Genomic DNA, 20,660 nt, shown 5'->3' with positions numbered 1-20,660 from the left:
CCAAGTCAAGGCTGCGTACCAGGTTCTTGAAGCGGGCGCGCCTCGATCACCACAAAGGCCTGCGCCCAAGGGTGGTCATCGGTCAGGGTGACGTGGATGATCGCCTCATGTCCGGGGGGCGTCATCTGGTGCAGCCGGTCGGCGGCCCAGCCGGTTACATGCATCACGGGCTGGCCCGTGTGCAGGTTGCTGACCGCCATGTCCTTCCAGGCGATGCCCATGCGCAGACCGGTGCCCAGCGCCTTGGAGCAGGCCTCTTTCGCCGCCCAGCGTTTGGCATAGGTGCCTGCGGTGTCGTGGCGACGTTCGGCCTTGCGCTGCTCGGTCTCGGTGAACACGCGATTGCGGAAACGGTCGCCGAAACGGTCGAGCGTGCGCTGAATCCGCTCGATATTCGCGAGATCTGTGCCAACGCCTAGGATCACGACAACCGCACCGTCAAAATCTTATAGCTGGCGACGCCGAAGAACCCTGCAAAGGCAAAATCGAACCAACGTCGAGCACGCCGGTAGGCGCTAACCATACGCACCGAGGAAAACAGGAAGGCGTAACCGATGAAGATCAGCAAAGATCCCGCATAAAGTAGGCCGAAATATCCCAACAACACCCATAGGCTGGCATCATTTGGGGCAACAATCGCATAGATCGATCCCCAACTGAGGATCGCCTTGGGGTTCGTCAGGTGAATGGCTGCACCTTTCGCAAAGATCGTACGCAGCGAACCAGTGACTGGCTTGCCCAATGGCACCTCACCAGCGGTCATCGCGCGGCGCAGGGCCTTGAGGGCCAGCCAGCCAAGATAGGCGACACCAAAGTAACGGATCACTTCGAAGACCCAGACATTGGCGAGCATGATCGCCGACAGGCCCAGCGCGGCGGCGATACCCCAAGCAGCGGAGCCCGCGCAAATGCCAAGCGCAAAGACCAGCCCTGCGCGGCGACCTTCAGTCATAGCTGTACCGGCAATGCCCATGGTGGCTGGGCCGGGTGAACCACCCGCCATCAACCAGGCAAACCAGATCGCTATGAAAGCAGGCGTGATCAAGCCCGCGCCTCATCCATCAGGCGGCGCATTTCCTGAATGGCGGGGGTGAGGCCCAGAAAGATCGACTCGCCGATCAGGAAGTGGCCGATGTTCAACTCGCGCACCTCGGGGAAGGCCGCTACAGGTTTCACCGTCTCATAGGTCAACCCATGGCCCGCATGGACTTCGAGGCCCAGCGAATGGGCAAACGTCGACATTTGGCGCAGGCTTTCCAGCTCACGCTCGGCGTCTTCCATGCGGCCTTCGGCGAAGGCATCGCAATAGGCGCCTGTGTGTAGCTCGATTACCTCGGCGCCGATGCGATGGGCGGCCTCGATCTGGCGTTGGTCGGCGGCTATGAAGATCGACACGCGACAACCGACATCGCGAAGCGGAGCAATGAAATGGGCCAGTTTGTTTTCCTCGCGCGCGACTTCGAGCCCGCCTTCGGTGGTGCGTTCCTCGCGCTTTTCCGGCACGATACAGACCGCATGAGGTTTGTGCCGAAGGGCGATCTTCTGCATCTCGTCAGTGGCCGCCATCTCAAAGTTCAGCGGAACCGAGAGGACTTCCATCAACCCGTCGATATCAGCGTCCGAGATGTGACGGCGGTCTTCGCGCAGATGCGCCGTGATGCCATCGGCCCCGGCCTCTTCAGCCAGCTTGGCGGCGCGCAGCGGGTCGGGGTAGGCCCCGCCGCGTGCATTGCGCACGGTGGCGACGTGGTCGATATTCACACCAAGACGCAGATAAGTGTCAGACATCGCGCGATTCCTTTTTCACGGTTTGAGCTGAAGCTAGTGCCTTTTCCACCGAAGTGTCAGCCTCGGTTTCGGCAAGACGTTTGATTTCTTCGAATTTGGCTTTGATCCGTGCGCGGCGGCGCTGTTGATAGGTGCGGATCAGCGGCAGGCTGAGGTAAAAGCAGATTACCCCCGCCAGCAGACCGGGAAGAATGCCGCCGATCATATAGGGGTAGAATACCTCGCGGTAGAAAAGGCCGAGGCCGTGCCAATCTGCGACGCGGTCAGTGAAGATGGCGAGAAAGTTGTTCTTCAGATCGCCCATCGCATCCGCGAATTTCCCCATCAGGCCGCGGGTTTCGCTTTTCTCGAATTCGGTACCCAGAAGGAAATGCCCCGTCTGCAGGCAGATGACGCCAATCGGAACATAGGTCAGCGGATTGCCGAAGAACGTGCCGCTGAGGGCGGCCACGATATTGCCGTTGAGCAGGCGCGCACCGATTGCGGCGACCAGAAAATGCAGCCCATAGAAGGGGGTAAACGCGGCAAACACCCCTGCCCCGATACCGCGTGCGATCCGCTCTGGCGAGTCCGGCAAACGGCGAACGCGATGTTTGACATAGTGAAAGGCGCGGGTCCATCCGCCACGTGGATAGACAAACTCAGATGCGGCCTGAATGGGAGAGCGTCGATCTCGGCGCTTGAAAACCACTCCTGATCACCTCATCTCAACCAGCCGGCAGGGCGGCATTTTCACGCTCTCGGTACCGTTCGACAGCGGCCACGTCACTTTCTGCCTCGAGCATCAGCATCAGCGAATGCAATTGTTCAAGGTCTCGCAGTTCGACATTGATCAGCAGTCGGTAAAAGTCCGGTTTGCGGTCGACGAACTCAAGGTTCGAGATATTGGCCTTTTTCTCGCCGATCAATGTGCAAATACGCCCCAGCACGCCCGCATCGTTGCCGATGGTGAGGTCAAGTGTCGCGCCATAGACCGCCGGGTGGGTGCCGGAATGCCAGTGAAGATCGACCCACCGCTCGGGCTCATTCTCATATGCGCCCAGGCGGTTACAATCGATGGCGTGAACTTCAACACCCTTGCCACGATGCGTGATGCCGACAATCCGCTCGCCCGGCAGGGGCTGACAGCAGGGGGCGCGGTCGAATTTCTGTCCAGGCTCAAGGCCAATCACGGCGCGCCGCAGCGGGATCGCATCGCCGTCATCCTGTGTCAGTTCCGGATAAACGGCGCTGACCACGTCATGGGCTGTCAATTCGGCACTGCCCAAACGCGCGAGCAGCTCATGCCGGTCTTTCAGACGCAGGTGTTTGGCGGCTGTATCCAGCGCCTTATCGGTGGATTTGCGGCCGACATGTTCGAACCCGGAACGCGCAAGCTCTTTGCCAAGTTTAATAAATCGTTCGCGATCAACCTCGCGCAGAGCGCGGCGGATCGCGGTGCGGGCTTTGCCGGTTACCGCTATCTCAAGCCAAGTGACCTGAGGGGTCTGGCCATCGGCGGTGATGATATCGACCGACTGCCCGTTCTTCAGCCGGGTCCAGAGCGGCACGCGGATCGCATCGACCTTTGCCCCGACACAGGCGTGGCCGATACGGGTGTGGATGGCGTAGGCAAAATCAATCGGCGTCGCCCCACGCGGTAGCTTCACGACATCGCCTTTCGGCGTGAAGCAGAATACCTGGTCCGAGTACATCTCAAGCTTGACGGCTTCGAGGAAGTCTTCGTGATCTTCCTCATTGTCGAATTGCTCGGTCAGGTTCGAAATCCACTTGGCGGGGTCGACCGCAAACGGGTTCTCGGTCCGGACGCCGTCGCGATAAGACCAATGTGCGGCCACACCGGTTTCAGCCACATCATGCATCTGGCGCGTACGGATCTGAACTTCGACCCGTTTGCCGTCACGACCCGAAACAGTGGTGTGGATCGAGCGGTAGCCGTTCGATTTAGGCTGAGAAATATAGTCCTTAAACCTGCCGGGCACCGCGCGCCAGCGCTGGTGGATCGCGCCAAGGGTGCGGTAGCAGTCTTCCTCAGTTTCGGTGATGATGCGGAAGCCGTAGATATCAGACAGGCGCGAGAAGCCCTGATCCTTTTCCTGCATCTTGCGCCAGATTGAATAGGGTTTCTTAGCCCGACCGAAGACTTCGGCCTCGATGCCCGCTTTCTCCAACTCATGACGCATGTCGCCGGTGATCCGGTGGATCACGTCTCCAGTTTCGCGCTGCAGTGTGATGAAGCGGCGGATGATCGACTGACGTCCTTCGGGGTTCAGCACTCGGAAGGCGAGGTCCTCGAGCTCCTCGCGCATCCACTGCATCCCCATCCGGCCTGCAAGCGGCGCGTAGATATCCATCGTCTCGCGTGCTTTGACGATCTGCTTTTCGGGGCGCATCGCCTTGATCGTGCGCATGTTGTGCAGCCGGTCGGCCAGCTTGACCAAGATCACCCGAAGGTCCTTGGACATGGCCATGAACAGCTTGCGGAAATTCTCGGCCTGTTTGGTTTCGCGGCTTGAGAGTTGCAGGTTGGTCAGTTTGGTGACGCCATCGACCAGTTTGGCGACCTCATCCCCGAACAGCTCCGCCACTTTGCCATAGCTGGCTTTCGTGTCTTCGATCGTGTCGTGCAAAAGCGCCGTGACAATGGTCGCATCATCCAGACGCTGTTCGGTCAGGATGGCGGCAACGGCAACGGGATGGGTAAAATAGGGCTCGCCGGAATGACGGAACTGCCCTTCATGCATCTGCTGACCGAATTCATAGGCCTTGGCGATGCGTTCAGCGTTTGTCTTTGGGTTATAATTGCGGACCAGCGCAATCAGGTCGTCAGCAGAAATCATCCGGTCCGCACCTTCGTTTTGAGGGCTTACCCCTGCCCTTGAGCCTCCATCAGAGCACGCAGGAGTTTTTCTTCCGACATGTCATCTTCGGCAGGCTTGTCCGATTCGGCACCCATCAGCAACGCCATCTGATCTTCTTCCGGCTCATCAACCTCGATCTGGGTCTGGTTGGCCTCGATCAGACGCTCGCGCAGCTCGTCTGCGCTCTGGGTCTCGTCCGCGATTTCACGCAGCGAGACAACGGGGTTTTTGTCGTTGTCACGGTCCACAGTGATCGGTCCACCGGCGGAAATCTCACGCGCACGATGGGCGGCAAGCATCACCAGTTCAAACCGGTTGGGAACCTTGTCTACGCAGTCTTCAACCGTCACGCGGGCCATGGAACGCTACTCCGTTGCTGAGTCCATATCAGGAAGCGTTGTATCTAAGACCGATTGAACGCCTTGACAAGCAGGAAATAGCGCAAATCCACCAATCTACAAAGGTGTGACCGCTGCTATATCTTCAGCTGGCAGTGCCTCGAGCATTTGTTGGACGGTCTGGCCTAGAACCGGATGGCGCCAATCCGGGGCCACGTCGGCCATAGGCACAAGCACAAACGCCCGGTCCTGCAAGCGGGGATGGGGCAAAATCAGCTGCTCTGGCGCCTCTTGACGCTGTGCATCCGCGGGCAGGGTCAGCCAGCGATCGAAGGTGGCGGGATCGGGCAATAACTGATCATCGTAGCACACCAGATCCAGATCCAGCGTCCGCATCCCCCAGCGCTGCACCCGCTCACGACCGAACTCATGCTCGACCTCATGCAGAACCTCCAGCAGCTGCGCAGGTGTAAGGTCAGTCTCGATCAAAAGGGCTGCATTGACGTAGTCGGGGCCCGCACCCGGAGGGAAACAGGGGGTTGCAAAAAACCGGCTTTCGGCGCGAATCACCACACCACGGTCCGCAAGCGCTATTATTGCGTTGCGAAGTGTCACCTTGGGCCCTAGTCCGCTCAGATTGAGATTTGCGCCCATCGCAACAACTGCATTTGAAGTGGTTTTGCCCATTAATACCCCCATATTCGGCCAAATGCATACTTGCGATGCGCATTAAAAGCCCTAATTATAGGCACACCAGCACGCTTAATTTTACACCACTCACTCTTAAACGCGCAGCGGGCTGGATTATACCGGAAGGACCTATTTATGTTTTATAAGGACGAACGGCTAGCGCTGTTCATCGACGGCTCGAATCTTTATGCCGCCGCAAAAGCACTTGGCTTCGACATCGACTACAAGCTTCTGCGGCAGGAATTCATGCGCCGTGGTAAGCTTCTGCGTGCTTTCTACTACACGGCGCTGCTGGAGAATGACGAGTACTCTCCGATCCGACCACTGGTTGACTGGCTGCACTACAATGGCTTCACCATGGTGACCAAACCGGCCAAGGAATACACCGACAGTATGGGGCGTCGGAAGGTAAAGGGTAACATGGATATCGAACTCACCGTCGATGCCATGGAACTGGCACCACGCGTTGATCATATCGTGCTATTCTCGGGCGATGGGGATTTCCGCCCGCTAATTGCCAGCCTGCAACGCCAAGGCGTGCGGGTTTCGGTCGTGTCGACCATCCGCAGCCAGCCTCCGATGATCTCGGACGAGCTGCGCCGCCAGGCTGACAACTTCATCGAACTGGAAGACCTGCGCGACGTGATCGGCCGCCCGCCTCGGGAAATGCCGACCGAACCACGTAGTGTAGCAGCCGCCGGCGGGCACTAGCCCTCGGCGTCACGATTGGGGATGAGATTAGCGCGGTCAGGGTATGAAACCCTGGCCGCGCTTCTTTAACTAAGGTTTGGTACTGAAACACCTAACGGCTATCAGTGATTCATGTCAGATCAATGACGCCGCCCTGTCTGGACCAAGGCCGTGAAAAGACCTACCTGTGGCGCAAGGAGACAGCGACATGACCAAGCCGCCATTGACTTTGTACCTGGCCGCGCCGCGCGGGTTCTGCGCGGGCGTGGACCGCGCCATAAAGATCGTCGAGATGGCGCTGCAGAAATGGGGCGCGCCGGTCTATGTCCGGCACGAGATCGTCCACAACAAATTCGTGGTCGACGGGCTGCGCGCCAAGGGGGCCGTGTTTGTCGAGGAACTGGATGAATGCCCAGATGACCGGCCGGTGATCTTCTCGGCTCATGGGGTCCCCAAATCCGTACCTGCCACCGCTGCCCGGCGTGAGATGATCTATGTCGATGCCACCTGCCCTCTGGTATCGAAGGTCCATGTTGAGGCGCAGCGCCACTCGGACAACGGCCTGCAGATGATCATGATCGGCCACAAAGGCCACCCCGAGACCATCGGCACCATGGGACAACTGCCCGAAGGTGAGGTGCTGCTGGTCGAAACCGTCGAAGATGTTGGCACGGTTCAGGTCCGCAATCCCGATCAGCTGGCCTTTGTCACCCAGACCACCCTGTCGGTCGATGACACCAAGGATATCATCGCAGCGCTTGAAGAGCGTTTCCCCAAGATCGTCGGCCCGCACAAGGAAGACATCTGCTACGCCACAACCAACCGGCAAGAGGCCGTGAAAGCCGTCGCGCCGAAAGCGGATGCGCTGCTGGTGGTGGGCGCGCCGAACTCGTCCAACTCGCGGCGATTGGTCGAAGTCGCCTCGCGCGCCGGATGCAACTATGCGCAGTTGGTTCAACGCGCCACCGATATCGACTGGCGCGCGCTTGACGGGATTTCGAGCATTGCCATCACTGCCGGGGCTTCAGCCCCCGAAGTGTTGGTCAATGAGGTCATCGAGGCGTTCAGCGATCACTACGACGTCACCGTCGACCTTGTTGAAACCGCCGTCGAAAACGTCGAGTTCAAAGTCCCCCGCGTGCTGAGGCAACCAGCATGAACGGCGTCCCCAAATCCGCGCTCTATCTGGGGTTGGCGGGGCTGATCCCGTTCATTTGGGGGGCACTGACTTATCTGAACTCGGACCTGCACGATCTGGGTACGCGCGAGCTGGGCTCTCGCTTCGTAGGGCCTTACATCCAGCTTTTCTATGGCTCGGTTATCCTGAGTTTCATGTCCGGTGTGTTGTGGGGCTTCGCCACCAAGACCTCGGGCAGCAAGGCGACCGTGGGCTATACCCTTTCGGTGCTGCCCGCCCTTTGGGCTTTCTTCATGACAGGCGGTGGGCCGATCAGCGCCGGCACCAATCTGATGATCGGCTTTGCCGGGCTTTTGGTTCTAGACGCCCTGTTCTGGTATTGGGGCCTCGCGCCGCGCTGGTGGATGCGATTGCGTATCCTGCTGACGGCCATCGTCCTGCTGTGCCTGGCCGTCGGAGTGTATCTATGAGCGATCGTGAGACGATCTCAGTCTATGACGAACAGGCCGCGCGCTATGCCGATCTGACTGATGAAGCGAACACCGAGGACCCACAACTGACCCGTTTCATTCAGGCGGTACCAACGGGCGGAAAGGTGTTGGATCTGGGCTGCGGTCCCGGTGCCTCATCAGTGATCATGGCGAAGTCGGGGCTACAGGTTGAGGCCATGGATGCCTCGGCCGAGATGGTCCGGCTGGCCTCGGCTCACCCTGGCGTTTCCGCCCGCCAGGCGGCGTTCTCGGACCTGAAGGACGAGGATGTCTACGACGGCATCTGGGCCAATTTCAGCCTTCTACACGCCAAACGCGCGGATTTCCCGAACCATCTGGCCGCCATTCACCGGGCGTTGAAACCCAAGGGCGTCTTCTATATCGCCATGAAGCTGGGACAGGGTGAAGGGCCGGATCGTTTGGGGCGGTTCTACAGCTATTATTCCGAGGAAGACTTGAAAACTTATCTGCAAAAGGCGGGCTTTACCGTCACCGCACGACGACTTGGCAGCGGCACCGGGCTGGATGGCTCAGTCTCGGACTGGATTGGGCTTGCCGCCCATGCCTGAGCTATTTGCCTATACCGACGGCGCCTGTTCCGGCAATCCCGGCCCCGGTGGCTGGGGCGTGCTGCTGCGCGCGATGCAGGGGGACTCGGTCCTGAAAGAACGGGAACTTAAGGGCGGTGAGGCTGAGACCACCAACAACCGGATGGAACTGCTGGCCGCGATCAGCGCGCTGGAGGCGCTGGAGCGCGCGTCCAAGATCACCGTTGTGACCGACAGCGCCTATGTGAAGAACGGCGTGACGGGATGGATTTTCGGGTGGAAACGGAACGGTTGGAAAACCTCGAACAAGAAACCCGTCAAAAATGTCGACCTTTGGCAGCGGTTGGACGAGGCGCAGGGTCGTCATGACGTGACATGGGAATGGGTCAAAGGCCATGCAGGCCATCCCGAAAACGAAAAAGCAGATGAGCTGGCCCGCGCGGGCATGGCTCCCTTCAAACCCGCAAAGGCGCAGGAGTGAGCGCGCTTGCCCTGCTGGATTACGCCTCGGTTCTGGTCTTCGCGCTGACCGGGGCGCTGGTGGCCAGCCGGGCGCAGCTTGATCTGGTCGGGTTTGCCTTTATCGCCTGCCTGACTGCGGTCGGAGGCGGCACCGTGCGGGACCTGCTGCTGGATCGCCATCCGGTCTTTTGGGTTGGCCAGCCGGACTACATCCTGATCGCGGTCGGGGCCGCCGTTCTTGTGTTCTTCACCGCGCATCTGGTCGAAAGCCGCTATAGCTGGTTGATCTGGCTGGACAGTTTCGCTTTGTCCATTGCCGTTGCTGCGGGAACCGGAGCAGCACTTTCGCTGGATCAATCCGGCATCATCGTGGTGCTGATGGGCGTCACCACCGGATGTCTGGGCGGATTGATGCGCGATGTGGTCTGCAATGAGGTCCCTCTGGTCCTGAAACAGGGAGAGCTTTACGTCTCATGCGCGTTTGCAGGTGCGTTGACGGCGGTAGTCGCGACACGACTTGGTCTCGAGGGCCTGCCCGCGTTGGCGCTATGTGCCGCGATCTGCTGGGCCTTGCGCGCCGGATCGCTTATCTTTGGTTGGAGGCTTCCTGTCTACAAAGCCCGCCCGCCGCGCCAATAGGGCGTGCGCCGCCCGAAACAAAACGAAGGCCTGCTTGTGAAACCTGCCCTGTATTTGCTCGCCGCCAGTGCGCTTTGCCTCGCCTCTTGCGCGGAACCCTACAGCCCGACGCAATTCGTGGCCCAGGGCGATCAGATCGTCGTCACCGGAGCCATCGATCACACCACCCTTGGTGCCTTTCGTGCGGTGGCCGCCGACAACCCGCAGATCAAAACGCTTGTTTTGCAAAGCATCGAAGGGTCGGTGGATGACGATGCCAACGTGATCTTCTCGCGCGAGGTGCGCAACCGGGGTTTTGACACGGTGGTGCCGTCTGATGGCATGGTCGCTTCGGGCGGGACGGATCTGTTTCTGGCGGGCAACAGGCGTACCTTGCAGCCCGGCGCCTGCGTCGGCGTTCATAGCTGGGGCGGAGGGGGCATCATCGCTACCGAACTGCCCGAGGACGACCCCGAACACGACCGATATCTGGACTACTATGACGATATCGGCGTGTCCGAGGATTTCTATTGGTACACGCTAGAAGTCGCCTCGGAGGACGAAATGCACTGGATGACAGCCGCCGAGGCCAACAGCTACGACATGGCCACCACTCGCGTGGCGCTTCTGGGGTCAACTGCGACTTGCGACGCGCGATGACTTCAGCGCGACAACAGCCGCGCGCCTATCTCTTTGACGAATTTCGCGGCCACCATTGCGGTCATACCATAGGGGTCGCGATGGGGGTTCAGTTCGACAATATCCGCACCGACCAACTGCCCCTCGAACCGATGGATCAGGTCAATCACCTCACGCGTGCTGAGTCCGCCGGGTTCGTGATGTGACACACCCGGTGCAAAGGCCGGGTCCAGCGCGTCCAAATCCAGTGACAGGTAGACCGGTCCGTCAAAGCTAATCTCCAGATCGGGACGCCAATTGCGCATGTCGATCACCTCGACCCCGAACTTGTCCGCCTGCTCCTGTTGGTGCTTGTTCATGGTACGGATACCGACCTGCACCAGACGTTTGACCTTACCGGTCTCCATCACACGCGCGAAAGGGCAGCCATGACCCAGAGGGCCGATATCCTGCGTGTCATAAAGGTCGGGATGCGAGTCGATATGCAGAATGTTCAGCCCCTCATACAGCTCGGCATGGACCTTGATCAGCGGGAAGGCGACCGAGTGATCACCGCCCAGAGACAACAGCCGCGCGCCAGTTTCGATCCGTGCGGCAGCACCGGCCTCGATCCGGTCGATCGGCTCTTGCCCGCGCATCTCGAACACATCCAGATCGCCGGTATCCTTGAACCGGTCCGTGGCACCCAGATCGGTACCATCCTCGGCCGTCAAGTTGGCCGCACCGGAATGCAACGCCTCGCGAATGCGACCGGGCGCGAAGGCCGGACCCTGCAGAAATGAGGAATGCAAATCCAGTGGAACGCCCATCAGGGCAACATCACCAGCGTTCAGATCATAAGACATGGGTCACCTGCTTTAAAACTCGGCTTGATCTGGTGGCGACCCTAGGGAAAGGTCAAGCCTTAACGACGCTTTAAACTCTGCCAGATCCAGATCACCAGCAACGCGCCCAGCACGGCCCCCACAAAACCGGACAACCAACCGGAAACTGTGATCAGCATACGCAACAGGAACCCGCCGACCAGAGCGCCAACAATACCGATCAGCATGGTGGTGGGAATATCGGCCTCGATCCGCATCAGGCGGGTGGCAAGGAACCCTGCAGCGGCTCCGATCACGATCAGGGCGACGACAGGCATGTCATCGCCTCCAATGGGTCGGCACGATGATCAGCGCACCGATTGAGGATAGAACCGCGTCCAGCCCAGGCGGGCCAAAGCTGATGCCAAACATGATGCGGACGAAGTAGAAGAGGAACGCGCCGCCGACGCAGATGATGATGGATTGAAGGTAACCGTTATGGGTGAATTCTGTCTTTTCGGACAGATAGCCGACTATCCCGGCAATCACGACGGTGCCCATCAGGACCATGAACATCTGTCTCTACTCCGACGTCAAGCGGGTGCCGACCGGAATGGGCCAGCCCCGCAGAAAGGTTTCCCTATCCTGCGCGCCTTTGCCTGCCCGTTGCAAGCGCAACAGTTCAACCGCGCCCTGCCCGCAGGCGACATGCAATTCGGGTGTCAGGACCTCTCCCGGAGTGCCCTGCCCCTCGGCCACGCGTGAAGCCAGCAGCTTTAGGCGGGCGCCCTCCATCTCGGTCCACGCGCCAGGAAAGGGCGACAGGCCCCGGATCTGGCGGTCGACCTCAACTGCGGGTCGGGACCAGTCGATACGCGCCTCGGATTTGTCGACCTTTGAGGCGTAGGTGACGCCCTCTTCGGGTTGTGGCTGGGGGGTGAGGTCCGGCAGCTGGGTCAAGGCTTTGGTGATCAACGCAGCCCCCATTGTCGAGAGCCGGTCGTGTAGCTGCGCGGTGGTTTCCTCGGCCTCGATCGGCGTGGCTTCACGCATCAGAACGGGGCCGGTGTCCAGACCGGCCTCCAACTGCATGATGCAGATGCCGGTTTCCACGTCGCCCGACATGATCGCGCGATGGATCGGCGCGGCTCCGCGCCAGCGCGGCAACAGGCTCGCATGGATGTTAAGGCAACCCTGCGTGGGTGCATCCAGAATGGCTTGTGGCAGAAGCAGGCCATAGGCGACGACCACCGCCACATCCGCGTTCAAAGCGGCAAACGCGTCCTGTTCCTCAGGCGATTTCAGCGAGACTGGGTGGCGGACCACTAGCCCCAACGCCTCGGCCCGCGCATGGACAGGCGTCGGGCGGTCTTTCTTGCCCCGGCCAGCAGGGCGCGGGGGCTGGCAATAGACGGCGGCGATCTCATGCCCCGCATCGACCAGAGCGTCCAATACCGGGACCGAAAAATCGGGCGTGCCCATGAAAATTAGTCGCATCTTCCGCTCCGGTACGATTTCCGGGTGCCGGTCTGAAGCCCGACCTACCCCTGTTTTTTGGCTTTGCGCAGCAGCATGTCTCGTTTGACCTTGCTGAGGCGGTCGAAATACATCCGGCCGTTCAGATGGTCGATCTGGTGCTGCACGCTGGTGGCCTCGATTCCCACAAAATCGCGGCGGTCAATGATGCCCTGTTCGTTCAGGAATTTGACGGTCACGGCCCGAGGGCGCTTTACCTTGGCCGACACGCCCGGCAGATTCGGGCTGGCCTCATCATGTTCGCGCAACTCGATCGAGCTATGCAGGATTTCCGGGTTCGCCAGTCTTATCACCCGACCGCGCTCGGCCGAGCCATCGACAACGGCCAGACGCAGCATCACCCCGATCTGAGGCGCGGCCAAGCCTACACCAGGCATCGCCTCCATCGTGTCGATCATATCGTCCCAGATGGCGCGGATCTCATCGGTGATCTCAGATACATCCTCCGCCTTGGTCCGCAAGCGTTTGTCCGGCCATGGCAGGCAGGTGCGGACGGTCATGTGCGTGCCTTCTCGCGCTTGAGCTTTTGCATCTTGCGCGTGATCATCTGCCGTTTTAGCGGCTTGAGGTAGTCGATGAAAAGCTTGCCATCCAAGTGGTCGATCTCGTGCTGCACGCAGGTGGCCCAGAGCCCATCAAAACTTTCCCGCTGCGCGTTACCGTTCTGGTCCATCCACGCCACGTCGACGACCTTCGGGCGCGTGACCTCGGCATATTGATCCGGGATCGACAGGCAACCTTCCTCATAGACATTGGTCTCATCAGACGAGGCGATGATTTCGGGGTTGAACATGACCAGCGGACGAGGAGCCTCGCCCTCTTCCTTGACGCAATCGAGAACGATCAGGCGATCCAGCACTCCGATCTGTGGCGCGGCCAGACCAATGCCGGGCGCATCGTACATGGTCTTCAGCATGTCATCGGCCAGCTTGCGCAGATCATCTGTCAGATCGGCAACCGGGGCGCAGAGTTTTTTCAGGCGAGGATCGGGATGGATCAAAATAGTGCGTTTCATGAGGCTGATTTAGGGCATCCCGCCCGTCGCCGCAACGCCCCCCTTGCACCCGCCTGATTTGTAGTTAGCTTTCGCCTCGATAGATGGAGCAGACATGACTTTCAATACCCCAACCGACCGCCGCGGCACCCACAGCTCAAAATGGGACAAGATGGAGCAACTCTACGGCGTGTCGCCCGATGATGGGCTGGCGATGTGGACGGCTGATTCCGACTATCAGACCGCGCCTTGCGTGATTGATGCGGTGCGCCGTGCAGCTGAGCATGGGGTCTTCGGCTATTCGTGGAAACACCCTGAATATCTAGCTTCGGTTCAGTGGTGGATGCAAACCCGCCATGACTGGCAAATCGACACCGATTGGGTGCTGACCTCGCAAGGTTTGGGCAATGCAATCGCCCTCTGTCTGGATGTCTGGAGCGAACCGGGCGATGGCGCTGTGATCTTCACGCCCGTTTACCATGAGTTTGCCCATAAAGTGAACAAATCCGGACGCCGCGTGGTCGAATGCCCGCTGGTGCGCGAGGGCGACAGCTACGCGATTGATCTGGACGACGCGCAATCGCGCTTGGACGGGTCGGAAAAGCTGCTGCTGTGGTGTTCGCCGCAAAACCCGTCGGGCCGGGTATGGACGACTGAGGAGCTGCGCTCGGTGGCTGAATTCGCCGGGCGCAACGGGCTGATTCTGGTCTCGGATGAGATCCATCATGATCTGGTTTACCCCGGGGCGAAGTTCGTCCCGATGGATGTCGCAGCACCTGAGGCACGGCCTTGGACCGTGACACTTACGGCAGCGTCGAAGACCTTCAATATTGCGGGACAGCGCACCGGCAACATGATTATCCCCGACCCTAAGCTGCGTGCAGCGATGCGCTACCGGCTGGATACGCTGGACTATGAACCAAGCGCCCTGGGCGTGGCCATGATCACCGCCGCCTACACGCCCGAAGGGGCGGAATGGGTGGATGCTCAGGTCGCGCATCTGGATGGAAACCGCCAGTTGTTTGACGCCATGATCGCCGAGATTCCGGGCCTTTGGTCGATGCCCCTACAGGCAACCTATCTGGCCTGGGTCGATTTCTCAGGCACTGGGATGAGCCATGATGAGTTTGTTCGACGTCTGCGTCAGGACGCGCGGATCGCGACCTCATCAGGCCCCGGATTTGGCGCGGGCGGCGAGACTTTCGAACGCTTCAACCTTGCCACCCAACACGCCCGCGTCGAAGAGGCCTGCGCGCGGCTGAAACAGGCGTTCGGGGATCTGCAGTAGCGGATGCGCCTGCTGGCCCGGATCACTCTGGTCTTTCTGATCGCGGCCCTTGGCTGGATCGGTTGGCAGAGATACGGGCCGCGCCCTCCCGCGCCTGCAATGGCGCCTGACGCCGCTCAGATTGACCACATCCTAATCGAAAAATCTGCCCGTCGCCTGACCGCAACGTTGGACGGCGCCATCGTACTGCAGAGCGAGATCGCACTGGGCTTCGCGCCGGAAGGAGATAAGGAGCAGGAAGGCGACGGTAAGACGCCTGTTGGAGTTTTCACCATCGACCGCCGCAATCCGAACAGTGCGTTCCACCTTTCACTTGGGATCGACTACCCTCAACCCGATGACATCGCCCGCGCCCAGCAACAGGGCATAGACCCCGGCGGAGATATCTTCATTCACGGGCAACCAAATGGCGTTGTCGGCCTCACCCTGCCCGGAGACTGGACGCTGGGCTGCATCGCTTTGTCCAATGACGAGATGGCCCAGCTTTGGAGCCTGACTCCGACCGGAACGACCGTTGAAATTCGACCCTAGGTCGCTTTGCGTTTGGTTTGAATCGAAACACGCGGACATTCCCGACGGTCGCACACGCATTTCGATGGTCTAGCCTCAGGCAAAATGCAAAACGCTTTAGTCCTCGTGCCCCAGCAAGGCAATCGGAGCATCTGGCGCTCGGTAGAAATCCAGCGGCGCCTTGTCGGAAGCAGCGGTGTTGCGCTTGAACTCATAACGCATTTCGCCTGCCTCTTCCTCGTCCGCGACGATCAGGCATTGATATAAATGGTTCGCGCCGTCATGGATATCGACTAACCCGCGCAAACGCGGCGTGGTCTCGGCCTCGACTGTAAAGCCATTCTTCCACAATCTAAGAATTTTGAAGTAATTGTCGCCCATTTCCACCCGCAAACGGCTGGTCTTTTTCAAAGTGGCGATTCGCGCGGCCTCCAACTCAGCGCTCATTTCCTTGGAAACATAGGTACTCATCAAATTTCCCCCCTTCGATATCTCTTATTGTGGAGGCAAAACTGTAAAAATCCAGTGAAGCCGACCACATAACATCACAGCGCACGCAGATGTTGCGCCCACATCTCAAGCCGGTGATGTGCGCAGGTGCAGGCTGGATGCGCGCGGGCTGCCATAGGAAGGCCGGGTTCTGCGCCCTATCTTTGCCGAAATTCAGATACGGAGGACGCAACATGGGCCTGTTGGTCGACGGAACCTGGCACGACACCTGGTATGACACCAAATCCACCGGCGGCGCATTCAAGCGCAGCGCCGCTCAATTCCGCAATTGGCTGACGGCCGATGGCAGCGCTGGCGCGTCCGGCAAAGGTAGCTTCAAGGCCGAACCGGGGCGCTATCACCTCTATGTCAGTCACGCCTGTCCTTGGGCCCATCGGACGCTGATCTTTCGGGAGCTCAAAGGGTTGACCGATCTGATCTCGGTTTCGGTGGTGCATCCGGACATGCTGGACAAGGGCTGGAGTTTTGAAACCGATGATCACGGCGCGACCGGAGATGATCTTTACGGCCTGGACTACGCCCATCAGGTCTACACCAAGGCCGACCCTGCCTATTCCGGTCGGGTTACGGTGCCGATCCTGTGGGACAAACAGCAGGAGACGATCGTCTCGAACGAAAGCTCGGAAATCATCCGCATGTTCAACTCGGCCTTCAACGAGATCACGGGCAACTGCGATGACTACTGGCCCGAGGCAATGCGGAACGAGATCGAAGAGATCAACGCGCGGATCTATTCGGACGTCAACAATGGTGTCTACAAATCCGGCTTTGCCACCTCGCAAGAGGCATATGATGCCGCCGTCCACCCACTGTTCGACACGTTAGACTGGCTCGAGGACCGGCTAGCCCGGGACCGCTATCTGATGGGCGACCGCGTGACCGAGGCCGACTGGCGGCTGTTCACCACGCTGATCCGGTTCGATCCGGTCTATCACCTGCACTTCAAGTGCAACAAACGCCGGCTGATCGACTACCCCAACCTCTGGGCCTATACGCGTGAGCTATATCAATGGCCGGGCGTCGCGCAGACCGTGAACATGAACCATATCGTGCGGCACTATCACTACAGTCACGACAGCATCAATCCGCACCGGATCATCCCGGTTAACCCGACGCTTGACTATCTTGAACCGCACGGACGGGATCAGCGCCCCGCTGCGTAGTGTTCCACCATCGCCGCCAGATCCTCGGGCGGGGTGCCGCTTTGCACATAGGCGCAGGCATTGGGACTGTGTGCAAAGATTGACCCGTCCGAGAAGAAGGTGGTGTTGGTGACAAAAATTACCCGTGCATCAGGACGACGGTAGCTGGCGAAATCAGCCACGGCCAAAGCGCTGCCGGTTTCCAGAACCAGATCCAGCACGATGATCTCGAACTCCGAGCCATAGAGCGCCAGTATCGCGGCCTCTTGCCCGGCCACAAGCGTCACCTCGGCACCTTGTCGTTCAAGATGCCTTTTCCAGACCCGACCCAGATCGGGGTTACTCTCAACAATCAAAACTTTCATACTACAACCTCGGCACTTGGTGTGGTGAGTGGTGCCGACCCCCAAGTCCCGTGATCACGTCATTTCCTTAACAAAGTGTTAACTCTGCCTACTGACGGCCCTGATCACCCGGATTTGCTTGTCAAAACGGCGAAAATCCGCTTGAAGCGGGGCGAATACGTCATTTGGGACATGCGGTGGGATGAACGATACCGAATTGAATCCTCGTGCGAAACGTGACCATGGTGGCGGTCTGGATGGGGCCATCGCGCAATATGGCGGCGCGCGCAGCGATTGGATCGACCTGTCCACCGGCATCAACCCGCATCCCTACCCGATTGCAGGGCTGCACCCCTCGGATTGGACCGAACTGCCCGATCATGGCGCGTTCGAGCGGCTCAGCGCTGCCGCCCGGCAATTCTGGAATGTCCCGGCGGAGGCGGCAATCCTGCCCGCGCCCGGAGCTTCGGCTCTGATCGCGCGCATTCCCGCACTGGCGGCGCAAGGCCGGTTACAGATCACGATGCCCACCTATAATGAGCATGCCGCTGCCTTTCGTGCTCAAGGCTGGTCGGTGCAGGAAAGCGGTCCTGCTGATGCGCGGGTGATTGTACACCCGAACAATCCGGATGGCCGGGTGTGGCAGGCCAGCGACGCCACCGCGCCTTTGACGATCATCGACGAAAGCTTTTGCGACGTGATGGCCGGTGCCTCGCTAATCCATCTGGCCGGGCGGCCCGGCGTGATCGTTCTGAAAAGCTTTGGCAAGTTCTGGGGACTGGCCGGGATGCGTCTGGGCTTTGCCATCGGCGCGCCGGACCTGATTGCCAGACTGAACGACCTGACCGGCCCGTGGGCTGTCTCGGGTCCTGCTTTGCGGGTCGGAACACGAGCACTCCTGGACAGGGATTGGGCCAACGAGACCCGCGTGCGTCTGGAGGACGAGGCCACCCGGCTGGACGCCATGGTTATTGATAAACGCGCGCGGCTGGTCGGAGGCACAAGCCTGTTCCGCCTCTACGAGGTCGACGATGCGGGCCTCTGGCAAGACCGGTTGGCGCAGGCGCATATCTGGAGCCGCATCTTCCCCTACTCCCAAGGCTATCTGCGCCTTGGCCTCCCTCCTGCACACGGGTGGGATCGGCTGGAGGCCGCGCTGTGAGCATCCCCTTTCTGTTGGTCTGCGCCATGTGCCTGGACGCGGCGTTGGGCGAGCCGGACTGGCTCTGGTCCCGCATCCGGCACCCTGCGGTGGTGATCGGCAATGCCATTGGATGGCTGGACAAGCGGCTGAACCACGGCGCAGCGCGGCGTGCCAAGGGCGTTTGCACACTGCTCCTACTGGTCATTGCGGCCTATGGTGTCGGCTGGGTGCTGGCGCAGCTTGGCGGAGTTGCGGAGATTCTGGTCTGTGCGATCCTGTTGGCGCAGAAATCGCTTGTGACCCATGTCCGCGCCGTCGGCGAAGGGCTACACGCCTCGCTTGCTGACGGGCGGGCGCAGGTGGCCATGATCGTCTCACGCGACACAAGCGACATGACCGAGGAGCAGGTCGCCCGGTCCGCGATCGAAAGCGCGGCAGAGAACCTCAGCGACGGCGTTATCGCGCCCGCTTTCTGGTTTCTGGTGGCGGGTCTGCCAGGGTTGCTGGTCTACAAGGCCGTGAATACCGCTGACAGCATGATCGGCTACCGCACCGAGAAACATCGCGATTTTGGCTGGGCCTCGGCCCGGTTCGACGACCTGCTGAACCTGATCCCGGCGCGCCTGACCTGCCTGATGATCGTGGCGCTGTCAGGCCAATGGGCGCGCTGGTGGGATATCCTGCAGGATGCGCGTCGCCATATCTCGCCCAATGCAGGCTGGCCCGAGGCCGCCATGGCGCGCGCGCTGGACGTCGCACTGGCCGGGCCGCGCAGCTATGACGGACAGTTGCGCGATTTGGCCTGGGTCAATGGCGATGCGCGCCGTCAGATCGGCGCGGCAGAGGTTTTCCGCGCATGCGACATGCTCTGGCGTGTCTGGGGGCTTGCGCTTGGCCTCGTCTCAGTGTGGGTTGGGATCAACGTGATCTTCTAAAGGACGCCACATGCGCTTTTTGTCCGGCCTATTCGCCGCCGCCCTGTTCGCCTCACCCGCCTTTGCGCAATGTGGCGGAGGGTTCAATTCCTTCGTCAAAGGGCTGAAGGCAGAGGCCGTTCAGCAAGGGTTCGATAAAGCGACCGTCAACGCCTTCTTCAAGGGCGTCCAACAAGACAACGCCGTTCTGAAAGCCGACCGCGCGCAGGGCGTTTTCCAGAAACCCTTCATCGACTTTTCGCGCCACCTGATCTCGCAGAACCGGATCGACCGGGGCAAGGCCATGTCGCAGAAATACGACGCGATTTTCGACCGGATCGAGCGCGAATATGGCATCTCACGCGGGGTCCTGCTGGCCTTCTGGGCGTTCGAGACCGACTACGGCGCGTTTCAGGGCGACTTCAACACGCGCAACGCGCTGGTCACACTGGCCCATGACTGCCGCCGCCCCGAGCTGTTCCGGCCCCAGATCTTCGCTGCCATCGAGCTGTACAGTCAGGGCAATTTCGACCCCGCCCGCACAACTGGCGCCTGGGCCGGAGAGATTGGCATGGTCCAGATGCTACCCCGCGACATTCTGGAAAACGGCGTCGATGGGGATGGCAATGGCAAAGTCTCGCTAAAAACCTCGGCCCCGGATGCGCTGATGTCTGGCGGCAAGATGCTGTCCCATTTGGGTTGGCAACCGGGCCAGCCCTGGTTGCAGGAAGTCACCGTGCCCGCGCAGATGGATTGGTCGTTGTCCGGCCCCCGCAAGCCGCGTTCCGTCGCCGAATGGCAAGCAATGGGTGTTCAGGCGCGTTCAGGCTCGCTGACCGACCTGCCCGCCTCGCTAATCCTGCCGCAGGGCCGCAACGGCCCGGCCTTTCTGGCCTATCCCAATTTCGACGTCTATTTCGAATGGAACCAGAGCTTTGTCTACGTCCTGACTGCCGCCTATTTCGGAACACGGCTGGAAGGCGCGCAGATTTACAATGCAGGCAATCCCGAGCCGGGCCTGAACGGCACGCAGATGAAGCAATTGCAGAGCAAGCTGCAAGCGCGCGGCTATGACGTGGGCAAGATCGACGGCATTCTGGGCGCGGGCACTCGGGCCGCAGTACAGGCGGAACAGGCGCGTTTGGGCCTGCCTGCAGACGCGTGGCCTACGGCTGACCTACTGAACAGACTTTAGGACAAGCTCTCCCTGTC

Annotated in this window: 28 protein-coding genes; 13 read left to right on the top strand and 15 right to left on the bottom strand. The window is 60.2% G+C overall.

The genetic code is table 11. From position 1 onward, the window contains the following. Positions 1-5 precede the first annotated feature (5 nt). From acpS to folK, 7 genes are all read right to left on the bottom strand, one after another. Positions 6-425: a holo-ACP synthase gene (acpS, locus tag ACR0IP_RS21325; RefSeq protein WP_170529093.1), complete on the bottom strand. Its 420-nt coding sequence runs from the start codon at positions 423-425 to the stop codon at positions 6-8. Beyond that, entirely contained in the window at positions 422-1,045 is a 624-nt protein-coding gene (locus tag ACR0IP_RS21320) for a LysE family translocator (protein WP_170768421.1), read from the bottom strand. Before ACR0IP_RS21320 ends, acpS begins: the two co-directional genes overlap by 4 nt. Next, entirely contained in the window at positions 1,042-1,788 is a 747-nt protein-coding gene (locus ACR0IP_RS21315; RefSeq protein ID WP_419737757.1) for a pyridoxine 5'-phosphate synthase, read from the bottom strand. Before ACR0IP_RS21315 ends, ACR0IP_RS21320 begins: the two co-directional genes overlap by 4 nt. Then, on the bottom strand, positions 1,781-2,479 hold the full coding sequence (locus tag ACR0IP_RS21310; protein ID WP_170556387.1) for a DUF2062 domain-containing protein: 699 nt from the start codon (positions 2,477-2,479) through the stop codon (positions 1,781-1,783). Before ACR0IP_RS21310 ends, ACR0IP_RS21315 begins: the two co-directional genes overlap by 8 nt. 16 nt (positions 2,480-2,495) lie before the next feature. Continuing rightward, positions 2,496-4,628, bottom strand: coding sequence for a RelA/SpoT family protein (locus tag ACR0IP_RS21305; RefSeq protein WP_480527839.1), 2,133 nt, complete (start codon positions 4,626-4,628; stop codon positions 2,496-2,498). A gap of 26 nt (positions 4,629-4,654) precedes the next feature. Further along, positions 4,655-5,008 carry a DNA-directed RNA polymerase subunit omega gene (gene rpoZ / locus ACR0IP_RS21300; RefSeq protein WP_170380450.1) on the bottom strand — a complete coding sequence of 118 codons (354 nt, stop codon included), beginning with the start codon at positions 5,006-5,008 and terminating at the stop codon, positions 4,655-4,657. A 96-nt stretch (positions 5,009-5,104) separates the two neighbouring features. Further along, positions 5,105-5,674, bottom strand: a complete 570-nt coding sequence (gene folK, locus ACR0IP_RS21295; protein ID WP_170681257.1) for a 2-amino-4-hydroxy-6-hydroxymethyldihydropteridine diphosphokinase — start codon at positions 5,672-5,674, stop codon at positions 5,105-5,107. A 138-nt stretch (positions 5,675-5,812) separates the two neighbouring features. On the opposite strand from folK, the gene ACR0IP_RS21290 reads away from it, so the two are divergent. The 7 genes from ACR0IP_RS21290 (at position 5,813) to ACR0IP_RS21260 (ending at position 10,284) form a co-directional block, all read left to right on the top strand. Continuing rightward, complete coding sequence (locus tag ACR0IP_RS21290; protein WP_039541714.1) at positions 5,813-6,388, top strand: LabA-like NYN domain-containing protein; 576 nt, start codon at positions 5,813-5,815, stop codon at positions 6,386-6,388. 187 nt (positions 6,389-6,575) lie between these two features. After that, positions 6,576-7,526 carry a 4-hydroxy-3-methylbut-2-enyl diphosphate reductase gene (ispH, locus tag ACR0IP_RS21285; protein ID WP_480527836.1) on the top strand — a complete coding sequence of 317 codons (951 nt, stop codon included), beginning with the start codon at positions 6,576-6,578 and terminating at the stop codon, positions 7,524-7,526. Further along, positions 7,523-7,975 (top strand): DUF3429 domain-containing protein, encoded by a 453-nt coding sequence (locus ACR0IP_RS21280; protein ID WP_170474146.1) that lies wholly within the window; start codon positions 7,523-7,525, stop codon positions 7,973-7,975. Before ispH ends, ACR0IP_RS21280 begins: the two co-directional genes overlap by 4 nt. Next, on the top strand, positions 7,972-8,565 hold the full coding sequence (locus ACR0IP_RS21275; RefSeq protein WP_480527834.1) for a class I SAM-dependent DNA methyltransferase: 594 nt from the start codon (positions 7,972-7,974) through the stop codon (positions 8,563-8,565). Before ACR0IP_RS21280 ends, ACR0IP_RS21275 begins: the two co-directional genes overlap by 4 nt. Continuing rightward, positions 8,558-9,025 carry a ribonuclease HI gene (rnhA, locus tag ACR0IP_RS21270; RefSeq protein WP_170380455.1) on the top strand — a complete coding sequence of 156 codons (468 nt, stop codon included), beginning with the start codon at positions 8,558-8,560 and terminating at the stop codon, positions 9,023-9,025. Before ACR0IP_RS21275 ends, rnhA begins: the two co-directional genes overlap by 8 nt. Then, positions 9,022-9,645, top strand: coding sequence for a trimeric intracellular cation channel family protein (locus tag ACR0IP_RS21265; RefSeq protein WP_170494095.1), 624 nt, complete (start codon positions 9,022-9,024; stop codon positions 9,643-9,645). The genes rnhA and ACR0IP_RS21265 overlap by 4 nt, the downstream gene beginning before the upstream one ends. Positions 9,646-9,681: 36 nt before the next feature. Beyond that, positions 9,682-10,284: a COG3904 family protein gene (locus tag ACR0IP_RS21260; RefSeq protein ID WP_480527831.1), complete on the top strand. Its 603-nt coding sequence runs from the start codon at positions 9,682-9,684 to the stop codon at positions 10,282-10,284. A gap of 2 nt (positions 10,285-10,286) precedes the next feature. Here the strand turns inward: ACR0IP_RS21260 and speB are convergent, their stop codons facing one another. Genes speB through def (ACR0IP_RS21230) form a run of 6 tightly spaced genes read right to left on the bottom strand, consistent with a single transcriptional unit; the run spans position 10,287 to position 13,617 of the window. Then, positions 10,287-11,108, bottom strand: a complete 822-nt coding sequence (gene speB / locus ACR0IP_RS21255; protein ID WP_480527829.1) for an agmatinase — start codon at positions 11,106-11,108, stop codon at positions 10,287-10,289. Positions 11,109-11,167: 59 nt separating this feature from the next. Beyond that, positions 11,168-11,404 carry a GlsB/YeaQ/YmgE family stress response membrane protein gene (locus ACR0IP_RS21250; protein WP_170474162.1) on the bottom strand — a complete coding sequence of 79 codons (237 nt, stop codon included), beginning with the start codon at positions 11,402-11,404 and terminating at the stop codon, positions 11,168-11,170. A 1-nt stretch (position 11,405) separates the two neighbouring features. Next, positions 11,406-11,642, bottom strand: coding sequence for a hypothetical protein (locus ACR0IP_RS21245; RefSeq protein ID WP_170380460.1), 237 nt, complete (start codon positions 11,640-11,642; stop codon positions 11,406-11,408). A gap of 6 nt (positions 11,643-11,648) precedes the next feature. After that, positions 11,649-12,563: a methionyl-tRNA formyltransferase gene (gene fmt / locus ACR0IP_RS21240; protein ID WP_480527827.1), complete on the bottom strand. Its 915-nt coding sequence runs from the start codon at positions 12,561-12,563 to the stop codon at positions 11,649-11,651. 44 nt (positions 12,564-12,607) lie between these two features. After that, positions 12,608-13,102 (bottom strand): peptide deformylase, encoded by a 495-nt coding sequence (gene def, locus ACR0IP_RS21235; protein ID WP_480527825.1) that lies wholly within the window; start codon positions 13,100-13,102, stop codon positions 12,608-12,610. Next, on the bottom strand, positions 13,099-13,617 hold the full coding sequence (gene def / locus ACR0IP_RS21230; protein ID WP_480527823.1) for a peptide deformylase: 519 nt from the start codon (positions 13,615-13,617) through the stop codon (positions 13,099-13,101). Before def (ACR0IP_RS21230) ends, def (ACR0IP_RS21235) begins: the two co-directional genes overlap by 4 nt. 94 nt (positions 13,618-13,711) lie before the next feature. Between def (ACR0IP_RS21230) and ACR0IP_RS21225 the strand changes: the two genes are divergently transcribed. Further along, on the top strand, positions 13,712-14,884 hold the full coding sequence (locus ACR0IP_RS21225) for a MalY/PatB family protein (protein WP_480527822.1): 1,173 nt from the start codon (positions 13,712-13,714) through the stop codon (positions 14,882-14,884). A 3-nt stretch (positions 14,885-14,887) separates the two neighbouring features. After that, entirely contained in the window at positions 14,888-15,415 is a 528-nt protein-coding gene (locus ACR0IP_RS21220) for a L,D-transpeptidase family protein (protein ID WP_170380465.1), read from the top strand. Between the two features lie 96 nt (positions 15,416-15,511). Here ACR0IP_RS21220 and ACR0IP_RS21215 read toward each other — a convergent pair whose 3' ends face one another. Then, positions 15,512-15,865 (bottom strand): hypothetical protein, encoded by a 354-nt coding sequence (locus tag ACR0IP_RS21215; protein WP_170380466.1) that lies wholly within the window; start codon positions 15,863-15,865, stop codon positions 15,512-15,514. Positions 15,866-16,077: 212 nt separating this feature from the next. On the opposite strand from ACR0IP_RS21215, the gene ACR0IP_RS21210 reads away from it, so the two are divergent. After that, positions 16,078-17,067 carry a glutathione S-transferase family protein gene (locus tag ACR0IP_RS21210; RefSeq protein ID WP_480527819.1) on the top strand — a complete coding sequence of 330 codons (990 nt, stop codon included), beginning with the start codon at positions 16,078-16,080 and terminating at the stop codon, positions 17,065-17,067. Here ACR0IP_RS21210 and ACR0IP_RS21205 read toward each other — a convergent pair. Continuing rightward, positions 17,049-17,411 carry a hypothetical protein gene (locus ACR0IP_RS21205; protein WP_170380467.1) on the bottom strand — a complete coding sequence of 121 codons (363 nt, stop codon included), beginning with the start codon at positions 17,409-17,411 and terminating at the stop codon, positions 17,049-17,051. The two genes, ACR0IP_RS21210 and ACR0IP_RS21205, sit on opposite strands and share 19 nt — an antisense overlap. Before the next feature lie 181 nt (positions 17,412-17,592). On the opposite strand from ACR0IP_RS21205, the gene ACR0IP_RS21200 reads away from it, so the two are divergent. Genes ACR0IP_RS21200 through ACR0IP_RS21190 form a run of 3 tightly spaced genes read left to right on the top strand, consistent with a single transcriptional unit; the run spans position 17,593 to position 20,643 of the window. Further along, on the top strand, positions 17,593-18,552 hold the full coding sequence (locus ACR0IP_RS21200; protein ID WP_480527817.1) for a threonine-phosphate decarboxylase: 960 nt from the start codon (positions 17,593-17,595) through the stop codon (positions 18,550-18,552). Beyond that, on the top strand, positions 18,549-19,469 hold the full coding sequence (gene cbiB / locus ACR0IP_RS21195) for an adenosylcobinamide-phosphate synthase CbiB (RefSeq protein WP_480527815.1): 921 nt from the start codon (positions 18,549-18,551) through the stop codon (positions 19,467-19,469). Before ACR0IP_RS21200 ends, cbiB begins: the two co-directional genes overlap by 4 nt. A gap of 10 nt (positions 19,470-19,479) precedes the next feature. After that, the gene (locus ACR0IP_RS21190) at positions 19,480-20,643 is read left to right on the top strand and encodes a lytic murein transglycosylase (protein WP_480527814.1); all 1,164 of its coding nucleotides are present in this window, start codon (positions 19,480-19,482) and stop codon (positions 20,641-20,643) included. The last annotated feature ends 17 nt before the right edge of the window (positions 20,644-20,660 follow it).

It is taken from the genome of Ruegeria sp. AL11, from assembly GCF_056540865.1.
This window is presented reverse-complemented; position numbering and strand designations above follow the sequence as displayed.

Bases quoted from the DNA above. Each gene is read 5' to 3' on its own strand.
- ACR0IP_RS21315 (WP_419737757.1), bottom strand. From the start codon at position 1,788: ATGTCTGACACTTATCTGCGTCTTGGTGTGAATATCGACCACGTCGCC.
- ACR0IP_RS21305 (WP_480527839.1), bottom strand. From the start codon at position 4,628: ATGATTTCTGCTGACGACCTGATTGCGCTGGTCCGCAATTATAACCCA.
- rpoZ (WP_170380450.1), bottom strand. From the start codon at position 5,008: ATGGCCCGCGTGACGGTTGAAGACTGCGTAGACAAGGTTCCCAACCGG.
- folK (WP_170681257.1), bottom strand. From the start codon at position 5,674: ATGGGCAAAACCACTTCAAATGCAGTTGTTGCGATGGGCGCAAATCTC.
- ACR0IP_RS21290 (WP_039541714.1), top strand. From the start codon at position 5,813: ATGTTTTATAAGGACGAACGGCTAGCGCTGTTCATCGACGGCTCGAAT.
- ispH (WP_480527836.1), top strand. From the start codon at position 6,576: ATGACCAAGCCGCCATTGACTTTGTACCTGGCCGCGCCGCGCGGGTTC.
- ACR0IP_RS21280 (WP_170474146.1), top strand. From the start codon at position 7,523: ATGAACGGCGTCCCCAAATCCGCGCTCTATCTGGGGTTGGCGGGGCTG.
- ACR0IP_RS21275 (WP_480527834.1), top strand. From the start codon at position 7,972: ATGAGCGATCGTGAGACGATCTCAGTCTATGACGAACAGGCCGCGCGC.
- rnhA (WP_170380455.1), top strand. From the start codon at position 8,558: ATGCCTGAGCTATTTGCCTATACCGACGGCGCCTGTTCCGGCAATCCC.
- speB (WP_480527829.1), bottom strand. From the start codon at position 11,108: ATGTCTTATGATCTGAACGCTGGTGATGTTGCCCTGATGGGCGTTCCA.
- ACR0IP_RS21250 (WP_170474162.1), bottom strand. From the start codon at position 11,404: ATGCCTGTCGTCGCCCTGATCGTGATCGGAGCCGCTGCAGGGTTCCTT.
- ACR0IP_RS21245 (WP_170380460.1), bottom strand. From the start codon at position 11,642: ATGTTCATGGTCCTGATGGGCACCGTCGTGATTGCCGGGATAGTCGGC.
- fmt (WP_480527827.1), bottom strand. From the start codon at position 12,563: ATGCGACTAATTTTCATGGGCACGCCCGATTTTTCGGTCCCGGTATTG.
- def (WP_480527825.1), bottom strand. From the start codon at position 13,102: ATGACCGTCCGCACCTGCCTGCCATGGCCGGACAAACGCTTGCGGACC.
- def (WP_480527823.1), bottom strand. From the start codon at position 13,617: ATGAAACGCACTATTTTGATCCATCCCGATCCTCGCCTGAAAAAACTC.
- ACR0IP_RS21225 (WP_480527822.1), top strand. From the start codon at position 13,712: ATGACTTTCAATACCCCAACCGACCGCCGCGGCACCCACAGCTCAAAA.
- ACR0IP_RS21220 (WP_170380465.1), top strand. From the start codon at position 14,888: ATGCGCCTGCTGGCCCGGATCACTCTGGTCTTTCTGATCGCGGCCCTT.
- ACR0IP_RS21215 (WP_170380466.1), bottom strand. From the start codon at position 15,865: ATGAGTACCTATGTTTCCAAGGAAATGAGCGCTGAGTTGGAGGCCGCG.
- ACR0IP_RS21210 (WP_480527819.1), top strand. From the start codon at position 16,078: ATGGGCCTGTTGGTCGACGGAACCTGGCACGACACCTGGTATGACACC.
- ACR0IP_RS21205 (WP_170380467.1), bottom strand. From the start codon at position 17,411: ATGAAAGTTTTGATTGTTGAGAGTAACCCCGATCTGGGTCGGGTCTGG.
- ACR0IP_RS21200 (WP_480527817.1), top strand. From the start codon at position 17,593: ATGAACGATACCGAATTGAATCCTCGTGCGAAACGTGACCATGGTGGC.
- ACR0IP_RS21190 (WP_480527814.1), top strand. From the start codon at position 19,480: ATGCGCTTTTTGTCCGGCCTATTCGCCGCCGCCCTGTTCGCCTCACCC.